We start from the raw sequence: 16,028 nt of genomic DNA on the forward strand, positions 1-16,028 counted from the left end.
CCGATAGGATCTGCCTCATGCGCCGTTCCAAAATCGTCTGCACCCTGGGCCCTGCCGTCGACTCCTTCGAGATGCTGAAGACGCTGATCGAGGCCGGCATGAACGTGGCCCGTTTCAACATGAGCCACGGCACCCACGCGGAGCACGAGGAGCGCTACCACCGGCTCCGCAAGGCGACCGAGGAGACCGGGCACGCGGTCGGCGTCCTCGCCGACCTCCAGGGCCCGAAGATCCGGCTGGAGACCTTCGCGGACGGCCCGGTGGAGCTGGTGCGCGGGGATGAGTTCACCATCACCACCGAGGACGTCCCCGGCGACCGCACCATCTGCGGCACCACCTACAAGGGGCTGCCGGGCGACGTCGCCAAGGGCGACCAGGTCCTGATCAACGACGGCAACGTCGAGCTGCGGGTGACCGAGGTCGAGGGCCCCCGGGTGAAGACGATCGTCATCGAGGGCGGCGTCATCTCCGACCACAAGGGCATCAACCTGCCCGGTGCGGCGGTCAACGTCCCGGCGCTGTCCGAGAAGGACATCGAGGACCTGAAGTTCGCGCTGAAGCTGGGCGTCGACATGGTCGCGCTCTCCTTCGTCCGGGACGCCGCCGACGTGCGCGACGTGCACCGGGTGATGGACGAGGTGGGCCGCCGGGTGCCGGTGATCGCCAAGGTCGAGAAGCCGCAGGCGGTCGCCAACATGGAGGGGGTCGTGCTGGCCTTCGACGGCGTCATGGTGGCGCGCGGCGACCTGGCGGTGGAGTACCCGCTGGAGAAGGTCCCGATGGTGCAGAAGCGGCTCATCGAGCTGTGCCGCCGCAACGCCAAGCCGGTGATCGTCGCGACCCAGATGATGGAGTCGATGATCACCAACTCGCGGCCCACCCGCGCCGAGGCGTCCGACGTCGCCAACGCGATCCTGGACGGCGCCGACGCGGTGATGCTCTCCGCCGAGTCCTCGGTGGGCCAGTACCCGATCGAGACGGTCAAGACCATGTCCAAGATCGTCCAGGCGGCGGAGGAGGAGCTGCTCTCCAAGGGCCTCCAGCCGCTGGTGCCGGGCAAGAAGCCGCGCACCCAGGGCGGTTCGGTGGCCCGCGCGGCCTGCGAGATCGCCGACTTCCTGGGCGCCAAGTCGCTGGTGGCCTTCACCAAGTCCGGTGACACCGCCCGCCGCCTGTGCCGCTACCGCACGCGTCAGCCGATCCTGGCCTTCACCACGGACGTCTCCACCCGCAACCAGCTGACGCTGAGCTGGGGCGTGGAGTCCTACGTGGTGCCGTTCGTGGAGAACACCGACGCGATGGTGGACCTGGTCGACGCCGAGCTGCTGAAGCTCAACCGCTACACCGAGGGCGACACCATGATCATCACGGCGGGCTCGCCCCCCGGCGTCCCCGGCACCACCAACATGGTGCGGGTGCACCACCTGGGCGGCGAGAGCTGAGCCTTTTCGGCTCCCGATCTCGCGTCGCGGCCGTCGCTCCCCTTCACCGGGGGCGGCGGCCGCCGTCGTTGTGCGGCGCGCTCAGGCCATGGCCCACAGGGTTGGGTCGTGCGGTTCCTCCGGCGGCGGTGCGGGCTCAGGCGGTGCCGACTCAGCCGGTGCGGCTTCGGCCGGGGCGTCCTGCCCCTCGGGCTCCGAGGGCTCTTCGAGGCCGTAGACCTCCGCGAACAGATCCGCAACGGCCCGGTTGTTCACCTCGGGCGTCACGTCGGGAGTCCGGGGGCGCATCCCCACATAGGCCCCCACCTCGTCCAGCAGCTCGATCGCCTTGCCCGGAAGCCGGCCCGTCAGGTGCCGGGCGGACAACGCGGCGATGGCCTCCAGCGCGCCCGTGGTGATGGTGACGTGGTGGTGCTCGGCGTACTCGGGGCGCAGGCCTGCCAGGATCGCGACCGTGTCGGCGTGCGTGGGTTCGTCGATGCGGAGGGTCTGCGTCTGCCGTGCGAGCTCCGGACGTCTGGCCTCGAGTTCCGCGGCAGCCTCGTCATCGATGACGGCGATGACCCGCACCTCACCCCGTTCGACGAAGTCGGTGATCATCCGCAACAGGTCCACCGGCCCCGCCCTCGCGCGCAGAGAGTGGTCCAGGTCGTCCAGGAACAGCACGGGTACACCGCGCTCACGTATGGCGTGCACGGCATCCCGGAACTTCTCCGAGGGATCGCCGGGCTCGTTCCCATGCGTCCAGTAGAACCCGGCCAGGTCCACCGCCCAGATCCGGGCCTTGGCCAGCGACGCCGGCGCCTCGCCCCGGGCCAGCCGCTCGGCCAGGCCGATGATCACGGACGTCCGCCCGGTGCCGGGCGCGCCCACCAGCAGCGCGTTGTTGCGCGACTTGCGCAGCAACACCCGCATGACGGCCTCGATCTCCCGGCCGCGCCCCGCCACCGTGGGGCCGGCGGCCTGCCGCGCCTCCTCGGTGAGATCGCGCAGCCAGCCGGCGAGACGCTCGGGAAGCGGCGCCGGGCCGGGCGGCGCCGACTCCCCGCTCACCCCCTTGAGTTCCAGCACCTCACGGCGTGCCGACTCCAGATCGACCCCGAAGCGCCCCAGAATCTCTGCGGCGGACGCCTCGCCCTCACGCACCAGTCCGAGCAGGACGTGACCGGCCCCGATGTGGTCGTGCTTGTGGTGCAGCGCCTCCCTGAGTGACAACTCCAGCACCTTCTTCGCGCGCGGAGTGAAGGGGATGTGGCCGTACACCTCCTCGGTGCCGCGCCCGATCGTCAGCAGCACCTCCCGGCGCAGCGTCTCCAGGTCGACGCCGAGACCCTCCAGCGCCCGGCTGCCGGTGTTCCGGCCTTCGGCGATCAGTCCCAGCAGCAGGTGCTCGGTGCCGATGTACCGGTGGCGGAGCTGCCGGGCCTCCTCCTGCGCCAGTACGACGACCCGCCGGGCCTGGTCGGTGAACCTCTCGTACACCCCTCAGCCCTCCTGGGGGCCGTCGACGCGGTCCAGCAGTCGTGTCAGGTCCCGGGCGGTGCGCTCGGTGTGCGGATGGTGCGGGCCCAGCACCCGCTCCCGGTCGGCGAAGAGCTCCTTGAGCAGCGCCACTGCCTCGTCCTCCTCCCCCGCCCGGGCGAGGTTGTGGGCCAGCATGTGCGTGGTGCGCAGGGTGTGCTCGTCGTCCGGACCCAGCACCCGCCTGCGGTCGATGAGCAGCACCCGGAGCAACCGGATCGCCTCCGCCCGCCGGCCGGACTCGCCGAGGCTGACGGCGAGGAACTGGCGGGTGCGCAGGGTGTCGCGGTGGTGCGGCCCCAGGAAGTCGATCTGCAGGCGCAGCACCCAGTTCAGCAGTTCCACCGCTTCCCCGGGGTCTCCCGCGCCGCCTGTCGCGTGCGCGTACCACTGCCACACGCGCAGGTTCTCCTCACGTTCGGCAGCCGACACCGGCGGCCGCTGCCGCGCATCCACCAGATCTCCCAGTTCGGCGACGGCTTCGAGGAAGTGGCCCGCCGCGCACAGCGCTACCGCGGCGTCGAGCCGCTCCCTCCGCGTGACCGGCCCATGCGCCCGGTTGCGGCCCAGCGCCAGCCCCTCCGCGGTGCGGGTGACGCGCTTGAGCGGGGTCGGCAGGCCCTCCGCCGTCATCGTCCGCACCAACTCCGCGTAGAGGGTGTCGAGTCCGAGGAGCGGCGGACCGTCGGGAATGCCCTCGCGCAGCAGCCGCAGCAGCCGGCCGGTGAAGGCGGTGTTGTCCTCGCCGTCCAGGACCAGCGAGACCTCGTGGGCCTGCGAGGAGGTGAGGACGTAGGAGCCCTCCACCTCGATCTGGTGGCTCACCGTGGCGGCCGGGGAGGCCAGGGTGCCGCCTAGTGCGCGACCGGAGAAGCAGCAGTCGAGGATGATCACCTTGGTGGTGGCGGGGCTGTCGAGCACGATGTCGCGCACCCGTTCGTAGGCGAGCGAGCCGAGTTCGGGGTCGGCCCATTCGCTGCGCGGCAGGGCCAGGTGGAGGTCGTGGCGGCGGGGGCCGATCAGACCGTGTCCGACGTACGTCACCAGCAGCAGGTCCTCCGCCGCCTGGGCGGCGGTCTTCAGGGCGCGCCCGGTCTCGATGAGGTCGCCGGTGTCCAGCAGCGTGGTGCAGTGCGCGGCGGGCAGCACGCCGTGCTCCGGGTCGGTCAGCGCGGCGGCGAGGTCCGTCACGGTCTTGGCGACCACCGGCAGCGGCGGAAGTTCCGGGTCCGTGTAGGTGCTCGTGCCGATCAGGACCGCCCGCGAGCGCTCGGGATCGGGCAGCCGCATGGCTAGCCCTGGTCTCCGCCCCGCACGCCCGGTGCGCCGGGCTCGCCGTCGGCGCGCAGTGCCTGCCGGAGGATCTCCTCGACGGACCTGTTGCTGATGTTCTTGGCGTCGATCTCCAGGATCCGGCCGTCGGGCCCGTGCACCTTGACGGCGAGACCCGACCGGCGGCGGTGGATCAGCCAGGCGCGCAACGCGGTGCCCAGGACGGGCAGGCTCGCGCCGGACACGATGAGCATGTCGGAGAGGGCGCCCATCTCGCCGGGCCCCGGGCGGACCGGCCTGCGGCGGACCCGCCCGGCCAGCCGCGGCTCGCCGCGCAGGAAGTCGATGAGGGATTCCAGCTCCGCGACCGGGTCCCCCGCACCACCCACCGAAATCCAGATCTGCACCCCTGCCCCCGCTTCCGCTCCCGCGCACCAGGCGTCCACGCGCCCCCGCTCCCCGGCGGTCGACACACGGTAAGCATAAGCTCACGGCGCGCTCCATGCGCTCCATGCGCCGGTGGGCGCCGCCCCAACTGGGGTGGCGCCCACCGGTGTTGCCCTCCGGATGGAGGGCCTGCGGCTCCCGAACGGGTCTCGGGCGGGGGTCACCCCCCGGTCTTGTAGGCGTGCATGCCCGGGATGGTCAGGGTGCCCCCGAACTGCCCGGCCTGGATCACCTTGACATCGGTGAAGAACAGCTCCGGGAGGGTCAGCGGCGGCGGGGCCTTCGGCGAGAAGGTCACCGGGATGAGCCCGAGCAGATTGCCGCTCAGCTCCTCGGTGTACATCGTCACCTCACCGTCGCTGATGGTCGAGGTGCTGCCCTTGCGCGCCTCCACGTTCTGGGTGGTGCCCGCCGGGCCGACCACCAGCTGGTGCAGGTCCTTGATGTCGACGCCCGAAGCGCGGAACTTCAGGACCTTCTTGATCTTCCCGCTGTAGGTCTTCACCTCGACGATGCCGTCGTACTTCAGCCCGTGCAGCGAGAGCTTGGAGCTGCGCAGCACCCAGGGGTCCTCGGGCAGCAGGGCCTCGGCCCGCTCGGTCTTGGCGTTGTTGTACGCCTCGGCGTCGTACTCCGGACAGGGGTAGCCCTGCTCGCCGTCGGTCGACGAGGACGAGCCGGAGGACGAGGGAGTGGGCGTCGGGGTGGCCTTGTCGGCCGTGTCCCGCGCCGTGTCCTTGGCGTCCTCGACCGTGTCCTGGGCCTTGCCGGCGGTGTCCTTGGCTCCGTCGGCGGCCTTGTCCACCGCGTCCACCGCGTCCACCGCGTCGTCCGCATCGGCCGCGGGCTTGGTCGGCTCGGGCTCCGCGTCGGCCTTCGGGGTGGCCGTGGGGCTCGGCGCGGTGCTCGGCTCGGCCGGCGCCTGCGTCTGCTCGCCGGAGTCGCCGTCGAAGAGATCCACGACCTTGTCGCCAAGACCCAGCGGGTCGAGCGGGTTGGTGGACTCCTCCTCGGAGGGGGCCGGGCTCGGGGTGGCGCTGGACTCCTCGGGGGCCGGTTCGGGCTTGTCCTCGGCCGGCTCGGACGGCTTGGGCTCGGGCTCGGGCTTGCTCGCGCCGCCGGACGGGGACGAGCTGGGGCCGGGGCTCGGCTCGGCCTTCGGCTCGTCGGTCTGGCCGCCCTTGTCGGCCTGGTCCTCGGCGGTCTGGTCCGACTGGTCCTCGCCGGTCTGGTCCTTCGCCTTGTCGGCCTCGTCGGTCTGACCGGCCTCGTCGGGCTGGCTGACGCACGGCCCGGCCTTGAAGTCGCCCCGGGGGTCGGCATTGGCGAGCTGGGGGGTGAGCCCCATGCCCATCAGCACCGCCGTCGGCATGGCGGCCAGGGCTATCGCCTTGCCCGCGGGCATCTGGAGGCGATTGAGCACCGACTTCTTCGGCGCCGCGTGACGCGGCCCCGCCTTCACCCGGCGCGTGCTGTCCGCCTGCTGCGCGTCCCGCGCACCCGGCTTCTCCTCACCCGGCACGGTGCCTCCCATTCCTGGATTCCTGGTCGGGCGCGGTCCCGGCACCGGCCGGTTCCGGCAGGCCCTCGCTCGGCCCGCTGTCCTCGGCGCCCTGGTCGTCCCCGGTGTCCGGGGAGGGCGCGGGCCCGTCGGCGGTCCGCGCCTTGGGCTGTGCCTCACCGGGCGCCCAGGCGACCCCCATCGCACCGCCGAAGAGGGCGAGCAGGAAGCCCACCACCAGGCCGCCGAAGTTGGAGACGGGGATCGATACGAGGCCGAGCAGGATGGCGGCCACGCCCGCGAAGGTGCGTACCAAGGGCTGGAACCACATGGACACGCCGAGCACCATCAGAAGCACGCCGATGATCAGCGAGCCGGATCCGGTGGTGGTGGCCAGCCGGACGCTCAGCTGGCCCATGGTGAGGTTGTGGTAGGGGATGTACGCGATCGGCACCCCGGCCAGGAACGTCAGGAGCCCTGCCCAGAACGGTCGCTGCCAGCGCCACGCCCGGAAGGACATGCGCACGCTGGTGAAGCGGTTGATACGGTCACGCGCCCCCGGCGACACGGCACTCATCGAAAACAGCTCCCTGGGGCTGGCCGATCTTGTCGATCGGAAGTCTTCGTGCGTCTTGACGGGTGAGCGCGGGTGAGGGGTGGCGCACCAGGACGACCCCCCACCCTCGCTCAGTGCGTCAGAAGCACTCGTGCTTGCCCTTCTTGACACTCATCGAGAGGCCAGAGAGCTTGAAGGTGCCCGCGCTGGTCGCCCAGGCGGTCTGCTTGACGTCGGTCAGGGTCGCCGAGTCGGCTTCCTGAGCGAAGGAACCGGGAACGATCCGGTCACCCTTCTTGACGCCCGGCCCCTTGGTCGTGTCCTCGGCCGCCACACCGATGTTGATGTCGCGGAACACCGCGTCGGCGTCCAGCTGGTCGAGATCGATGTAGAGGTTCTTGGCCTCGACCGGCTTGTCGCCGTTACCGGCGCGCAGCTGCAGCGACACATCGCCGAACAGCGGCACGGGGATGACGACGGACTGGCACAGACCCTTGATCTCGGCGCTCTTGAACGCCGACACCGCGACGGGGATGTTCTTCCCGCCGTGCTGGGCCTCCATGGACCCGTACTGAACGAAACCCTCACCGTCGAGACGATCCGCGGTGACCTTGAACTGCTGACCGGACACCGCGAACGATGCCGCGAGCGCGCCCTGAGCCACGGCCACACCTATCGCGGCCGTTGCAGCGACGCTCGGGACCATGACGACGGCGAACCGCTTCCATCTGGTCCCGCCACGAGCCACGGACTGCATGACTTTCCTCCTTCTCGGACGTACATCTCCGGCCGGGGTCGACCGACCCCGAACCTCGGATGGGAGAAGTGCTACGTCCTCGGGAAGGAGAGCGCCCCGCCCCGGGCGCGGACCGCGCACCGAAACACCGACGATCACCCCCGAGCGACAACCACTGGGCCACGCTCCCGCGCAACCAGGTCGGACAGGCCCTGCCGAGTGGCAGAGACCCCCCTGTCCAAAGGCCGGCGTCACTGCCGCCGGCCTGCTCGGTGGGGACCCATCTCCGTGTCGCCGCCCGGATGGTTGCCGGGTTGCTGGAATGGACCGAGCTTGGCCGATCGTGGTCCATTCACGCGCCGGACACAAGGGGTTCGTTACTTGCGAGTAACGGCCGGATAACCGGCATGCTGCTGATCCATAGAGGCCGGGCACGGAACGTCGCCACGACCCACCCGGAAAGAGGGGGACATGTCACCCAGGTCCGGACAAGAGACCCCGTCGCCCTTACCGCACGTAACAGCGGCCGCGTTTACCAAGATTTGGTAAAGCGCGGCCGCATGCGTTTGACAGGGGTGCGAAATCAGAACAGTACGCGAGCGAGTGCACTACGGGCAGTGACCACCCGCGGGTCCTCCGCCCCGATCACCTCGAACAGCCCCAGCAGATGGACCCGGGCGGCCTCGCGGTCCTCGCCCGCGCTCCGCTGCACCGTGTCGACCAGCCGCCCGAAGGCGTCCTCCACGTGACCGCCGACCAGGTCGAGATCGGCCGCCGCGATCTGCGCCGGCACATCCCCCGGGGCGTCGGCCGCGGCCTTGCGCACCTGCTGCGGGTCGACGCCCTGCACCCGCTTGAGCAGTTCGGCCTGCGCCAGCCCGAGCTTGGCCTCGGCGTTGCCCGGGTCGTCGGTGAGCACGTTCTTGTACGCCTGGATGGCACCGCCCAGGTCACCGGCGTCCAGCGCCTCGTGTGCCGCGGCGAGCGCGCCGTCGTACGGGGTGGCGGGAGCCGCGGGCCGCACGCCCTCGGCGCCTTCGCCACCGGGCGCGACCGGGGCGCCGACGATGCCGAACTGCTGCTCGGCGGCGAGGATCAGCTGGTCCAGCACCTGGCGGATCTGGGCCTCGGGGGCGGCTCCCTGGAACAGCGGCACCGGCTGGCCGGCCACCACGGCGAACACCGCGGGGATGCCCTGGACGCCGAACTGCTGGAAGAGCATCTGGTTGGCGTCGACGTCGATCTTGGCGAGCACGAACCGGCCCGCGTACTCCTCCGCCAGCCGCTCCAGCAGCGGGCCCAGCTGCTTGCACGGCTCGCACCACTCGGCCCAGAAGTCGATCACGACCGGGACTTCGGTGGAGCGCTGCAGGACTTCCTGCTGGAAGCCCGCCTCGTCGACATCGATCACCAGACGGGAGGGGGCGGGTGCTCCGGTGCGGGCCGCCTCGGCGCGCGCCTGCTCCGCCTTCTGCTTCGCTTCCCCGGCCGCCTTCACCGCGGCGAGGTCGACCACTCCACTCATGGACATGTTCCGTGGCTGCATGGGTACATCCTCCCCCCTCCGCACGGCGATCGGAAAAAGCCGGTGGCCGATGCCCGCGCCGCTCCGGGACGAACGCGCGAGAAGTCGCGATACTCGAAAGCTGAAGCAGGCTGGTGCTCGTGAAGCAACGCGCCGGGTCCCCACCTGGCGCCAGTGGTCATCACTCTTTCGCTACGGCTCGTAGCGTAACTGGAAGCGGTGGTGGATCGCCACGGAATCGCCGTGATCTGCCTCACGCCAGAGCGTAACCATACTGACGGGTATCGTCACCGCCATGAATCCGCCCGCCCGCCGCACCGGCCGCCCGCGAAGCGCCGACGCCGATCGCGCGATCCTCGACGCGACCCGCGCGGCGCTGGTGGAGCTGGGCTGGAGCAAGCTGTCGATGGGGGACGTGGCGGCGCGCGCCGGGGTCGCCAAGACCACCCTCTACCGCCGCTGGGCGAACAAGAACGAGCTGGTCGTGGACGCGGTCGCGGCCGTCTTCGACGAGCATCTCCAGCTGCCGGACCTCGGCAGCCTGAAGGCTGACATCGAGGCGGTGGTGCTCAGCTTCGCCGGTCTGCTGGAGCTGCCCGAGACCCGGACTGCGCTGATGGCGGTGGTCGCCGAGTCCACCCGGGACGAGGCCCTGCGCGACCGCATCCGCGCCGCGATCGTGGACCGGCAGAAGCACCTGGTGCTGGTCGGCCGGGCCCGCGCCCAGGCGCGCGGCGAGCTCCCCCCGGAGGACGACCCGGCGGCCGCGGCGCGGACCGCCGACCTCATCTTCGACGTGATCGCCGGCGCGGTCGTCCACCGGGCGCTGGTCAGCGGCGAGCGCGTCGACGAGCCCTGGGTACGCGAGTTCACCGCCCTGCTGCTGCACGGTCTGGCCGCCGCCACGAGCGGCGGCCGGGAACCGGACGCGGGCCGGCGACCGGGGACGGACCCCGGCCGCCGGGAGCCTCAGAAGCCGGCCGGCTCGATGTAGACGCCCCACTCGTCGCGCAGCGCGTCGCAGATCTCGCCGAGGGTGGCTTCGGCGCGCACCGCGTCCAGCATCGGGACGATCATGTTCGAGCCGTCGCGGGCGGCGGCGAGCATCTCCTCCAGCGAGGCGCGCACCCGGGCCTCGTCCCGGGCGGCCTTGCGGGCGCCCAGCACGCGGACCTGCTCCCGCTCCACCTCGTGGCTGACCCGCAGGATCTCCAGGTCGCCGGTGACCGAGCCGGTGTGGCAGTTGACGCCCACGACCCGCTTCTCGTCCTTCTCCAGCGCCTGCTGGTAGCGGAAGGCGGACTCGGCGATCTCGCCGGTGAACCAGCCGTCCTCGATGCCGCGCAGGATGCCGGAGGTGATCGGGCCGATGGGGTGCTGCCCGTCGGGCACGGCGCGGCGGCCGCGCTCCCTGATCTGGTCGAAGATCTTCTCGGCGTCGGCCTCGATGCGGTCGGTCAGCGCCTCGACGTACCAGGAGCCGCCGAGCGGGTCGGCGACATGGGCGACGCCGGTCTCCTCCATCAGCACCTGCTGGGTGCGCAGCGCGATCTCGGCGGCCTGCTCGCTGGGCAGCGCGAGGGTCTCGTCCAGGGCGTTGGTGTGGAGGGAGTTGGTACCGCCCAGGACGGCGGAGAGCGCCTCGACCGCGGTACGCACGACGTTGTTGTACGGCTGCTGCGCGGTGAGCGAGACACCGGCGGTCTGGGTGTGGAACCGCAGCCACTGCGCCTTGTCGCTCTTTGCGCCGTAGACGTCGCGCATCCAGCGGGCCCAGATGCGGCGGGCGGCGCGGAACTTCGCGATCTCCTCGAAGAAGTCGATGTGCGCGTCGAAGAAGAAGGACAGGCCGGGGGCGAAGGTGTCCACGTCCAGGCCGCGGGAGAGGCCGAGCTCCACGTATCCGAAGCCGTCGGCGAGGGTGTAGGCCAGCTCCTGGGCGGCCGTCGCGCCGGCCTCGCGGATGTGGTAGCCGGAGACCGAGAGCGGCTTGTACGCGGGGATGTAGCGCGTGCAGTGCTCCATCAGGTCGCCGATCAGGCGCAGGTGGGGCTCGGGCGGGAAGAGCCACTCCTTCTGCGCGATGTACTCCTTGAAGATGTCGGTCTGGAGCGTGCCGTTGAGCACGGCCGGGTCGACGCCCTGCCGCTCGGCGGCGACCAGGTACATGCAGAACACGGGCACGGCCGGGCCGCTGATCGTCATCGAGGTGGTGACGTCCGCCAGCGGGATGTCCTTGAACAGGACCTCCATGTCGGCGGCGGAGTCGATGGCGACACCGCAGTGGCCGACCTCGCCGAGCGAGCGCGGATCGTCGGAATCCCGGCCCATGAGGGTGGGCATGTCGAAGGCGACGCTCAGGCCGCCGCCGCCGTTGCCCAGGATCATCTTGTACCGCTCGTTGGTCTGCTCGGCGTTGCCGAAGCCGGCGAACTGGCGGATGGTCCAGGTTCGGCCGCGGTAGCCGGTCGGGTGGAGACCGCGGGTGAACGGAAACTCGCCGGGCCAGCCGATCCGCTCGAAACCGGTGACGGTGTCGCCGGGGGCAGGACCGTAGACAGGCTCGACCGGGTCTCCGGAGAGCGTGGTGAAATCCGCGTCGCGCTTGCGCGCCGCGTCGTACCGGGCCTGCCAGCGACGGCGGCCTTCCTCTATGGCGTCAGCGTCCATGCTCTCGAATTTACTAGGACGTCCAAGTAAATGTCGATGGCATTAGTAGGACGTCCTAGTAAATATTCGAAACCATCCGCCGCACGAGTGGCTCGTGCGGCGGTCCAGGACGGCTCAGGCCTCGGCGACCGCCGGGGACCCGGCCTCGATCAGCGGCTTGATCTCACGGGTGACCCGCGGCTCGACGAAGAAGGAGGCGACCGGGATGCACCCCACCAGCAGCACCCACAGCAGCTTGCCCAGCGGCCACTTCGCCTTGGACCCCAGGTCGAAGGCGAAGACCACGTAGATGATGAAGAGGACACCGTGGATCTGCGAGATCACCATGGTGTCGCCGGTGTCGAAGCCGTACTTCATGACGATCGCGGCGGTGAACACCAGGAGCCACACCGCGGTGACGTACGCCATCACGCGGTAGCGGGTCAGGACATTGGACTTCATGGCGTCGAGCGTAACGACCCGATTTGCGCGATCTTCGCGCGGGTCACCCGATCGCGCGCTCAGCTCTCCTCGAAGTCCCCCGCGGCGATCCGCAGCGGGCGCAGCATCGCGAAGATCTCCGCGCACTCCTCGTCGTCGTACGCCCCCAGCCCGAAGTCCACCGCCATCAGATCGCGGGTCGCCGCGTCAGCCACCTCGCGGCCCTTGTCGGTGATCGAGGCGAGGGTGCCGCGCCCGTCGTTGGGGTTCGGCCGCTTGGCCACCAGACCTGATCTGACCAGGCGGTCCACGGTGTTGGTGACCGAGGTGGGGTGCACCATCAGCCGCTCGCCGATCTTCGACATCGGCAGCTCGCCGGCCTTGGAGAAGGTGAGCAGCACCAGCGCCTCGTACCGCGCGAAGGTCAGTCCGTACGGCTTGACGACCGCGTCCACCTGGCTCAGCAGAATCTGGTGGGCCCGCATGATCGAGGTGATGGCACCCATGGACGGGGCGGAGCCCCACCGCCGCTTCCAGAGCTCGTCGGCGCGCGCGATGGGATCGAAGGGCAGACTGAGGGGTTTGGCCACGCCGAAGACCCTACCGGGCGGTCATATTTCAGGCTTCGGGATCTCGGTAATTGGACCGGGCACGGTGCCGTCGCCTGCCGGGCAGCGGCCCGGCGATGCGTCAGGGCGACGGCCGGCACCCGGCCGTCGCCCTGGGGAGATCACGCGTTGACGATGCCTTCCTTGCGGGCGCGGGCGGCGATGACGCTCGCCTCGGCCTCCCGCTTGAGCTTGCGGTCGGCGTAGAAGCCGCCGAAGGGCACGACGGCGAGCACGAAGTAGACGGCCGCGGTCTTCACGTCCCACTTGGTGCGGTTCCAGGCGTCCGCCCAGAAGACCACGTAGAGGATGAACAGCACGCCGTGCACCAGGCCCATCGGCAGCACCGCGTTGAATTCCGTCGTGCGCTTGAGCACCGAGCAGGTGAGCAGCAGCGGGAAGGACACGGCCTCCGGCACGGAGACCAGGCGGAGCCGGCGGAGCGCGGTGGCGGTCTTGAAGTCCATGGAGGAGAACCTTCGGGGCTCGGGGGCAGGCAGCGATCGAGCTTGTGCTTGTCTTCACAAGCTCCGGCCCATTGTCGCAGGAGACCCGACGATCACTGCCCCGGGGGGCCGGGGTCGCGGTCCGGGCGACACCGCGGGGTCGCGGGTCCGGGCCGCGGTCCGGGTCGCAGTCCGGGCTGCGGTCCGGGCTGGCCCTGGAGTGCCGCCCGGGCGAACCCTGAGCCAACCCCGAGACCGCCCTCGCGAGGGTGACGGTGGGTGACGGGTGGGCTACCGTCGGATGCGTGGCTCAGTTTCGGCTCCAGGGGAGCAAAGTGCTCGCCGTCGACCTGGCCGGCGGTTCCGTCATGGCCAGGAACGGATCGATGGTCGCCTACGACGGCGAGATGACCTTCAAGAAGAAGACCGGTGGCGGTGAGGGGCTGCGCGGCATGGTGACGCGGCGGCTCACCGGTGAGCAGATGGCGGTGATGGAGGTGAAGGGGCACGGCACGTGCTACTTCGCCGACCGCGCGAGCGAGGTCAACCTGGTCGCGCTGCACGGCGAGAAGCTGTTCGTGGAGGCGAGCAACCTGCTGTGCACGGACGGCGGGCTGCGCACCGGCACCAGCTTCACCGGGCTGCGCGGCTCGGCCCGGGGCAACGGCCTGTTCACCACGACGGTGGAGGGCACCGGCCAGGCGGCGATCCTGTCCGACGGCACGGCCGTGGTGCTGCGCGTCACGGAGCAGATGCCGCTGCACGTCGACCCGGGCGCGTACATCGCGCACACCGGCGGCCTGCGGCAGCACTTCCAGTCGGGGGTGAACTTCCGCACCCTGATCGGCGAGGGGTCAGGGGAGGCGTTCCAGATCCGCTTCGAGGGCGAGGGGCTGGTCTATGTGCAGCCCAGCGAGCGCGACACCTGGGGAGGTGAGACCTGATGGCGTTCACCTCGGTCAACGCGAAGATGGTGCGGGCCGATGTGGTGCCCGGGCAGACGCTGTTCAGCCAGCGCGGGGCGATGCTCGCGTACACCGGGGAGGTGCGCTTCACGCCCAGCGTCACCGGCGGGCAGGGCGGGGTGATGGGCATGATCGGCCGCCGGGTGGCGGGCGAGTCGACGCCACTGATGACCGTGGAGGGCAGCGGCGCGGTGATGTTCGGCCACGGCGGTCACCACGTCCAGGTGATCGACCTGTGGGGCGACACCCTCTGGGTGGAGGCGGACCGGCTGCTGGCCTTCGACGGGACACTGCGGCAGGGCACGATGTTCCTCGGCTCGCAGGGCGGGGTGATGGGCCTGGTGCGCGGTCAGGTCACCGGGCAGGGGCTGTTCACCACGACCCTGCAGGGCCACGGCTCGGCGGCGGTGCTGGCGCACGGCGGGGTGATCGAGCTGCCGATCGTGCCCGACCGCCCGGTGCACGTCGACCCCCAGGCGTACGTGGCGCACCGCGGCGAGGTGCGCAACAGGCTCTCCACCGCGCTCGGCTGGCGGGACATGGTCGGGCGCGGCTCCGGTGAGGCGTTCCAGCTGGAGCTGTCCGGCACCGGCAAGGTGTACGTCCAGGCGTCGGAGGAGAAGCTGTGAGCGCACTCGCCGGGCAGGGCGGCGGGCCGGTGATCCATGACGCGGAGACGCTGCCCGTCAACGACAACGTCAATCCGTACGCCTTCAGCGTGGCTCTGGACGGCCAGTGGTTTCTCCAGCGGGGGAAGATGATCGCCTACTACGGGCGGATCGACTTCCACGGGGTGGGACTCGGCCGCCTCGACCGGCTCATCGCGGGCAGCTTCCACTCGCCGCTGCACGCCGGGGAGTGGGTGGTGGCCGAGGGGCGCGGCACCATGGTGCTGGCGGACCGGGCGTTCGACGTCAATTCCTACGACCTGGACGACGGGAACCTCACCATCCGGTCCGGGAACCTCCTCGCCTTCCAGCCCTCGCTCTCCCTGAAGCAGTCGATCGTGCCGGGCTTTCTGACACTCATCGGCACCGGCACCTTCGTGGCGGCGTCCAACGGCCCGGTGGTCTTCATGGAGCCGCCGATCAGGGTGGATCCGCAGGCGTTGGTGGGCTGGGCGGACTGCCCCTCGCCCTGCCACCACTACGACCACCAGTACCTGCGCGGCTTCCTGGGCGGGGTGCGGGCGCACACCGGGTTCGGCGGGACCTCCGGGGAAGAGCACCAGTTCGAGTTCGTCGGGGCAGGGACAGTCCTGCTGCAGTCGACCGAAACGGTCATGAACGAGCAGCCGACGGGGCAGAACGGGGGTACCGGTTCGTGAGCGACAGGGTGCGGAGTGTAACGTCGAACGGGTGACCTCTAGCCCGACACATCCATTGGTTCAGAATTCAACTTCTCTAGGTAGAATACATCCCATGGAGACCGAGAACGGCACCCGCTGGCTCAGCGACGAGGAACAGCGTGCCTGGCGGACCCACCTGGACGTCAGCCGACTACTCACCTACCAGCTCGAGCGGGACCTCCAGCCCTTCGGGCTGACCATCAACGACTACGAGATCCTGGTCAACCTCTCCGAGTCCGAGGGCCACCGGATGCGGATGAGCGACCTCGCCGCCGCCACCCTCCAGTCCAAGAGCCGCCTCTCCCACCAGATCACCCGGCTGGAGACCGCCGGGCTGGTCCGCCGGGCGAACTGCGAATCGGACCGGCGCGGACTCTACGCCGTACTCACCGACACCGGCTGGGAGACCATGCGCAAGGTCGCCCCACACCACGTCGACTCCGTCCGCCGGCACTTCATCGACCTGCTCTCCGCCACGGACCTGCAGGCGCTGCGCGACTCCCTCACCCCGGTCGCCGAGCACCTGCGAGCCCAGCGCAACCAGCCCTGACCACGATCGCCACACCCAAGG

Annotated in this window: 17 protein-coding genes; 6 read left to right on the top strand and 11 right to left on the bottom strand. The window is 70.4% G+C overall.

Features of this window, described 5'->3' with window-relative positions; translation table 11 throughout:
- The first annotated feature begins 17 nt into the window (after positions 1–17).
- Positions 18–1,442, top strand: a complete 1,425-nt coding sequence (gene pyk, locus AC4BDD_RS08280) for a pyruvate kinase (protein ID WP_490690324.1) — start codon at positions 18–20, stop codon at positions 1,440–1,442.
- A gap of 81 nt (positions 1,443–1,523) precedes the next feature.
- On the opposite strand, the gene AC4BDD_RS08285 is transcribed toward pyk, so the two are convergent.
- From AC4BDD_RS08285 to AC4BDD_RS08315, 7 genes are all read right to left on the bottom strand, one after another.
- On the bottom strand, positions 1,524–2,924 hold the full coding sequence (locus AC4BDD_RS08285; RefSeq protein ID WP_490690325.1) for a Clp protease N-terminal domain-containing protein: 1,401 nt from the start codon (positions 2,922–2,924) through the stop codon (positions 1,524–1,526).
- A 3-nt stretch (positions 2,925–2,927) separates the two neighbouring features.
- Entirely contained in the window at positions 2,928–4,253 is a 1,326-nt protein-coding gene (locus AC4BDD_RS08290) for a caspase family protein (protein WP_490690326.1), read from the bottom strand.
- Between the two features lie 2 nt (positions 4,254–4,255).
- On the bottom strand, positions 4,256–4,708 hold the full coding sequence (locus AC4BDD_RS08295; RefSeq protein ID WP_490690327.1) for an effector-associated constant component EACC1: 453 nt from the start codon (positions 4,706–4,708) through the stop codon (positions 4,256–4,258).
- 134 nt (positions 4,709–4,842) lie between these two features.
- Positions 4,843–6,216 (bottom strand): hydrogenase expression protein HypF, encoded by a 1,374-nt coding sequence (locus AC4BDD_RS08300; protein ID WP_490690328.1) that lies wholly within the window; start codon positions 6,214–6,216, stop codon positions 4,843–4,845.
- Positions 6,194–6,760, bottom strand: coding sequence for a DUF6114 domain-containing protein (locus tag AC4BDD_RS08305; RefSeq protein WP_490690329.1), 567 nt, complete (start codon positions 6,758–6,760; stop codon positions 6,194–6,196). The genes AC4BDD_RS08300 and AC4BDD_RS08305 overlap by 23 nt, the downstream gene beginning before the upstream one ends.
- 118 nt (positions 6,761–6,878) lie before the next feature.
- The gene (locus AC4BDD_RS08310; RefSeq protein WP_490690330.1) at positions 6,879–7,496 is read right to left on the bottom strand and encodes a DUF6230 family protein; all 618 of its coding nucleotides are present in this window, start codon (positions 7,494–7,496) and stop codon (positions 6,879–6,881) included.
- Between the two features lie 562 nt (positions 7,497–8,058).
- On the bottom strand, positions 8,059–9,021 hold the full coding sequence (locus AC4BDD_RS08315) for a tetratricopeptide repeat protein (protein WP_490690331.1): 963 nt from the start codon (positions 9,019–9,021) through the stop codon (positions 8,059–8,061).
- Between the two features lie 274 nt (positions 9,022–9,295).
- Here AC4BDD_RS08315 and AC4BDD_RS08320 point away from each other — a divergent pair, with 274 nt between their 5' ends.
- Entirely contained in the window at positions 9,296–9,994 is a 699-nt protein-coding gene (locus AC4BDD_RS08320; protein ID WP_490690332.1) for a TetR/AcrR family transcriptional regulator, read from the top strand.
- Here AC4BDD_RS08320 and icmA read toward each other — a convergent pair.
- The 4 genes from icmA to AC4BDD_RS08340 all read right to left on the bottom strand — a co-directional run bounded on the left by icmA (position 9,970) and on the right by AC4BDD_RS08340 (position 13,165).
- Positions 9,970–11,670: a coenzyme B12-dependent isobutyryl-CoA mutase large subunit gene (gene icmA, locus AC4BDD_RS08325; protein ID WP_490690333.1), complete on the bottom strand. Its 1,701-nt coding sequence runs from the start codon at positions 11,668–11,670 to the stop codon at positions 9,970–9,972. The two genes, AC4BDD_RS08320 and icmA, sit on opposite strands and share 25 nt — an antisense overlap.
- A 114-nt stretch (positions 11,671–11,784) precedes the next feature.
- Positions 11,785–12,111: a DUF3817 domain-containing protein gene (locus AC4BDD_RS08330; protein WP_490690334.1), complete on the bottom strand. Its 327-nt coding sequence runs from the start codon at positions 12,109–12,111 to the stop codon at positions 11,785–11,787.
- A 59-nt stretch (positions 12,112–12,170) separates the two neighbouring features.
- Positions 12,171–12,680, bottom strand: coding sequence for a MarR family winged helix-turn-helix transcriptional regulator (locus AC4BDD_RS08335; protein ID WP_490690335.1), 510 nt, complete (start codon positions 12,678–12,680; stop codon positions 12,171–12,173).
- Between the two features lie 140 nt (positions 12,681–12,820).
- Positions 12,821–13,165, bottom strand: coding sequence for a DUF3817 domain-containing protein (locus AC4BDD_RS08340; RefSeq protein WP_490690336.1), 345 nt, complete (start codon positions 13,163–13,165; stop codon positions 12,821–12,823).
- A 284-nt stretch (positions 13,166–13,449) separates the two neighbouring features.
- On the opposite strand from AC4BDD_RS08340, the gene AC4BDD_RS08345 reads away from it, so the two are divergent.
- The 4 genes from AC4BDD_RS08345 (at position 13,450) to AC4BDD_RS08360 (ending at position 16,007) form a co-directional block, all read left to right on the top strand.
- Positions 13,450–14,088, top strand: a complete 639-nt coding sequence (locus tag AC4BDD_RS08345; RefSeq protein ID WP_490690337.1) for an AIM24 family protein — start codon at positions 13,450–13,452, stop codon at positions 14,086–14,088.
- Positions 14,088–14,738 (top strand): AIM24 family protein, encoded by a 651-nt coding sequence (locus AC4BDD_RS08350; RefSeq protein ID WP_490690338.1) that lies wholly within the window; start codon positions 14,088–14,090, stop codon positions 14,736–14,738. The genes AC4BDD_RS08345 and AC4BDD_RS08350 overlap by 1 nt, the downstream gene beginning before the upstream one ends.
- Positions 14,735–15,436, top strand: a complete 702-nt coding sequence (locus AC4BDD_RS08355; protein ID WP_490690339.1) for an AIM24 family protein — start codon at positions 14,735–14,737, stop codon at positions 15,434–15,436. The genes AC4BDD_RS08350 and AC4BDD_RS08355 overlap by 4 nt, the downstream gene beginning before the upstream one ends.
- Positions 15,437–15,530: 94 nt before the next feature.
- Entirely contained in the window at positions 15,531–16,007 is a 477-nt protein-coding gene (locus AC4BDD_RS08360; RefSeq protein ID WP_490690340.1) for a MarR family winged helix-turn-helix transcriptional regulator, read from the top strand.
- Positions 16,008–16,028: the final 21 nt, after the last annotated feature.

It is taken from the genome of Streptomyces sp. JLBT605 (assembly GCF_058215555.1).

Excerpts from the sequence above, each read along its gene's own strand:
- pyk (WP_490690324.1), top strand. The coding sequence starts at position 18 with ATGCGCCGTTCCAAAATCGTCTGCACCCTGGGCCCTGCCGTCGACTCC.
- AC4BDD_RS08290 (WP_490690326.1), bottom strand. The coding sequence starts at position 4,253 with ATGCGGCTGCCCGATCCCGAGCGCTCGCGGGCGGTCCTGATCGGCACG.
- AC4BDD_RS08300 (WP_490690328.1), bottom strand. The coding sequence starts at position 6,216 with ATGGGAGGCACCGTGCCGGGTGAGGAGAAGCCGGGTGCGCGGGACGCG.
- AC4BDD_RS08305 (WP_490690329.1), bottom strand. The coding sequence starts at position 6,760 with ATGAGTGCCGTGTCGCCGGGGGCGCGTGACCGTATCAACCGCTTCACC.
- AC4BDD_RS08310 (WP_490690330.1), bottom strand. The coding sequence starts at position 7,496 with ATGCAGTCCGTGGCTCGTGGCGGGACCAGATGGAAGCGGTTCGCCGTC.
- AC4BDD_RS08315 (WP_490690331.1), bottom strand. The coding sequence starts at position 9,021 with ATGCAGCCACGGAACATGTCCATGAGTGGAGTGGTCGACCTCGCCGCG.
- AC4BDD_RS08320 (WP_490690332.1), top strand. The coding sequence starts at position 9,296 with ATGAATCCGCCCGCCCGCCGCACCGGCCGCCCGCGAAGCGCCGACGCC.
- icmA (WP_490690333.1), bottom strand. The coding sequence starts at position 11,670 with ATGGACGCTGACGCCATAGAGGAAGGCCGCCGTCGCTGGCAGGCCCGG.
- AC4BDD_RS08330 (WP_490690334.1), bottom strand. The coding sequence starts at position 12,111 with ATGAAGTCCAATGTCCTGACCCGCTACCGCGTGATGGCGTACGTCACC.
- AC4BDD_RS08340 (WP_490690336.1), bottom strand. The coding sequence starts at position 13,165 with ATGGACTTCAAGACCGCCACCGCGCTCCGCCGGCTCCGCCTGGTCTCC.
- AC4BDD_RS08350 (WP_490690338.1), top strand. The coding sequence starts at position 14,088 with ATGGCGTTCACCTCGGTCAACGCGAAGATGGTGCGGGCCGATGTGGTG.
- AC4BDD_RS08360 (WP_490690340.1), top strand. The coding sequence starts at position 15,531 with ATGGAGACCGAGAACGGCACCCGCTGGCTCAGCGACGAGGAACAGCGT.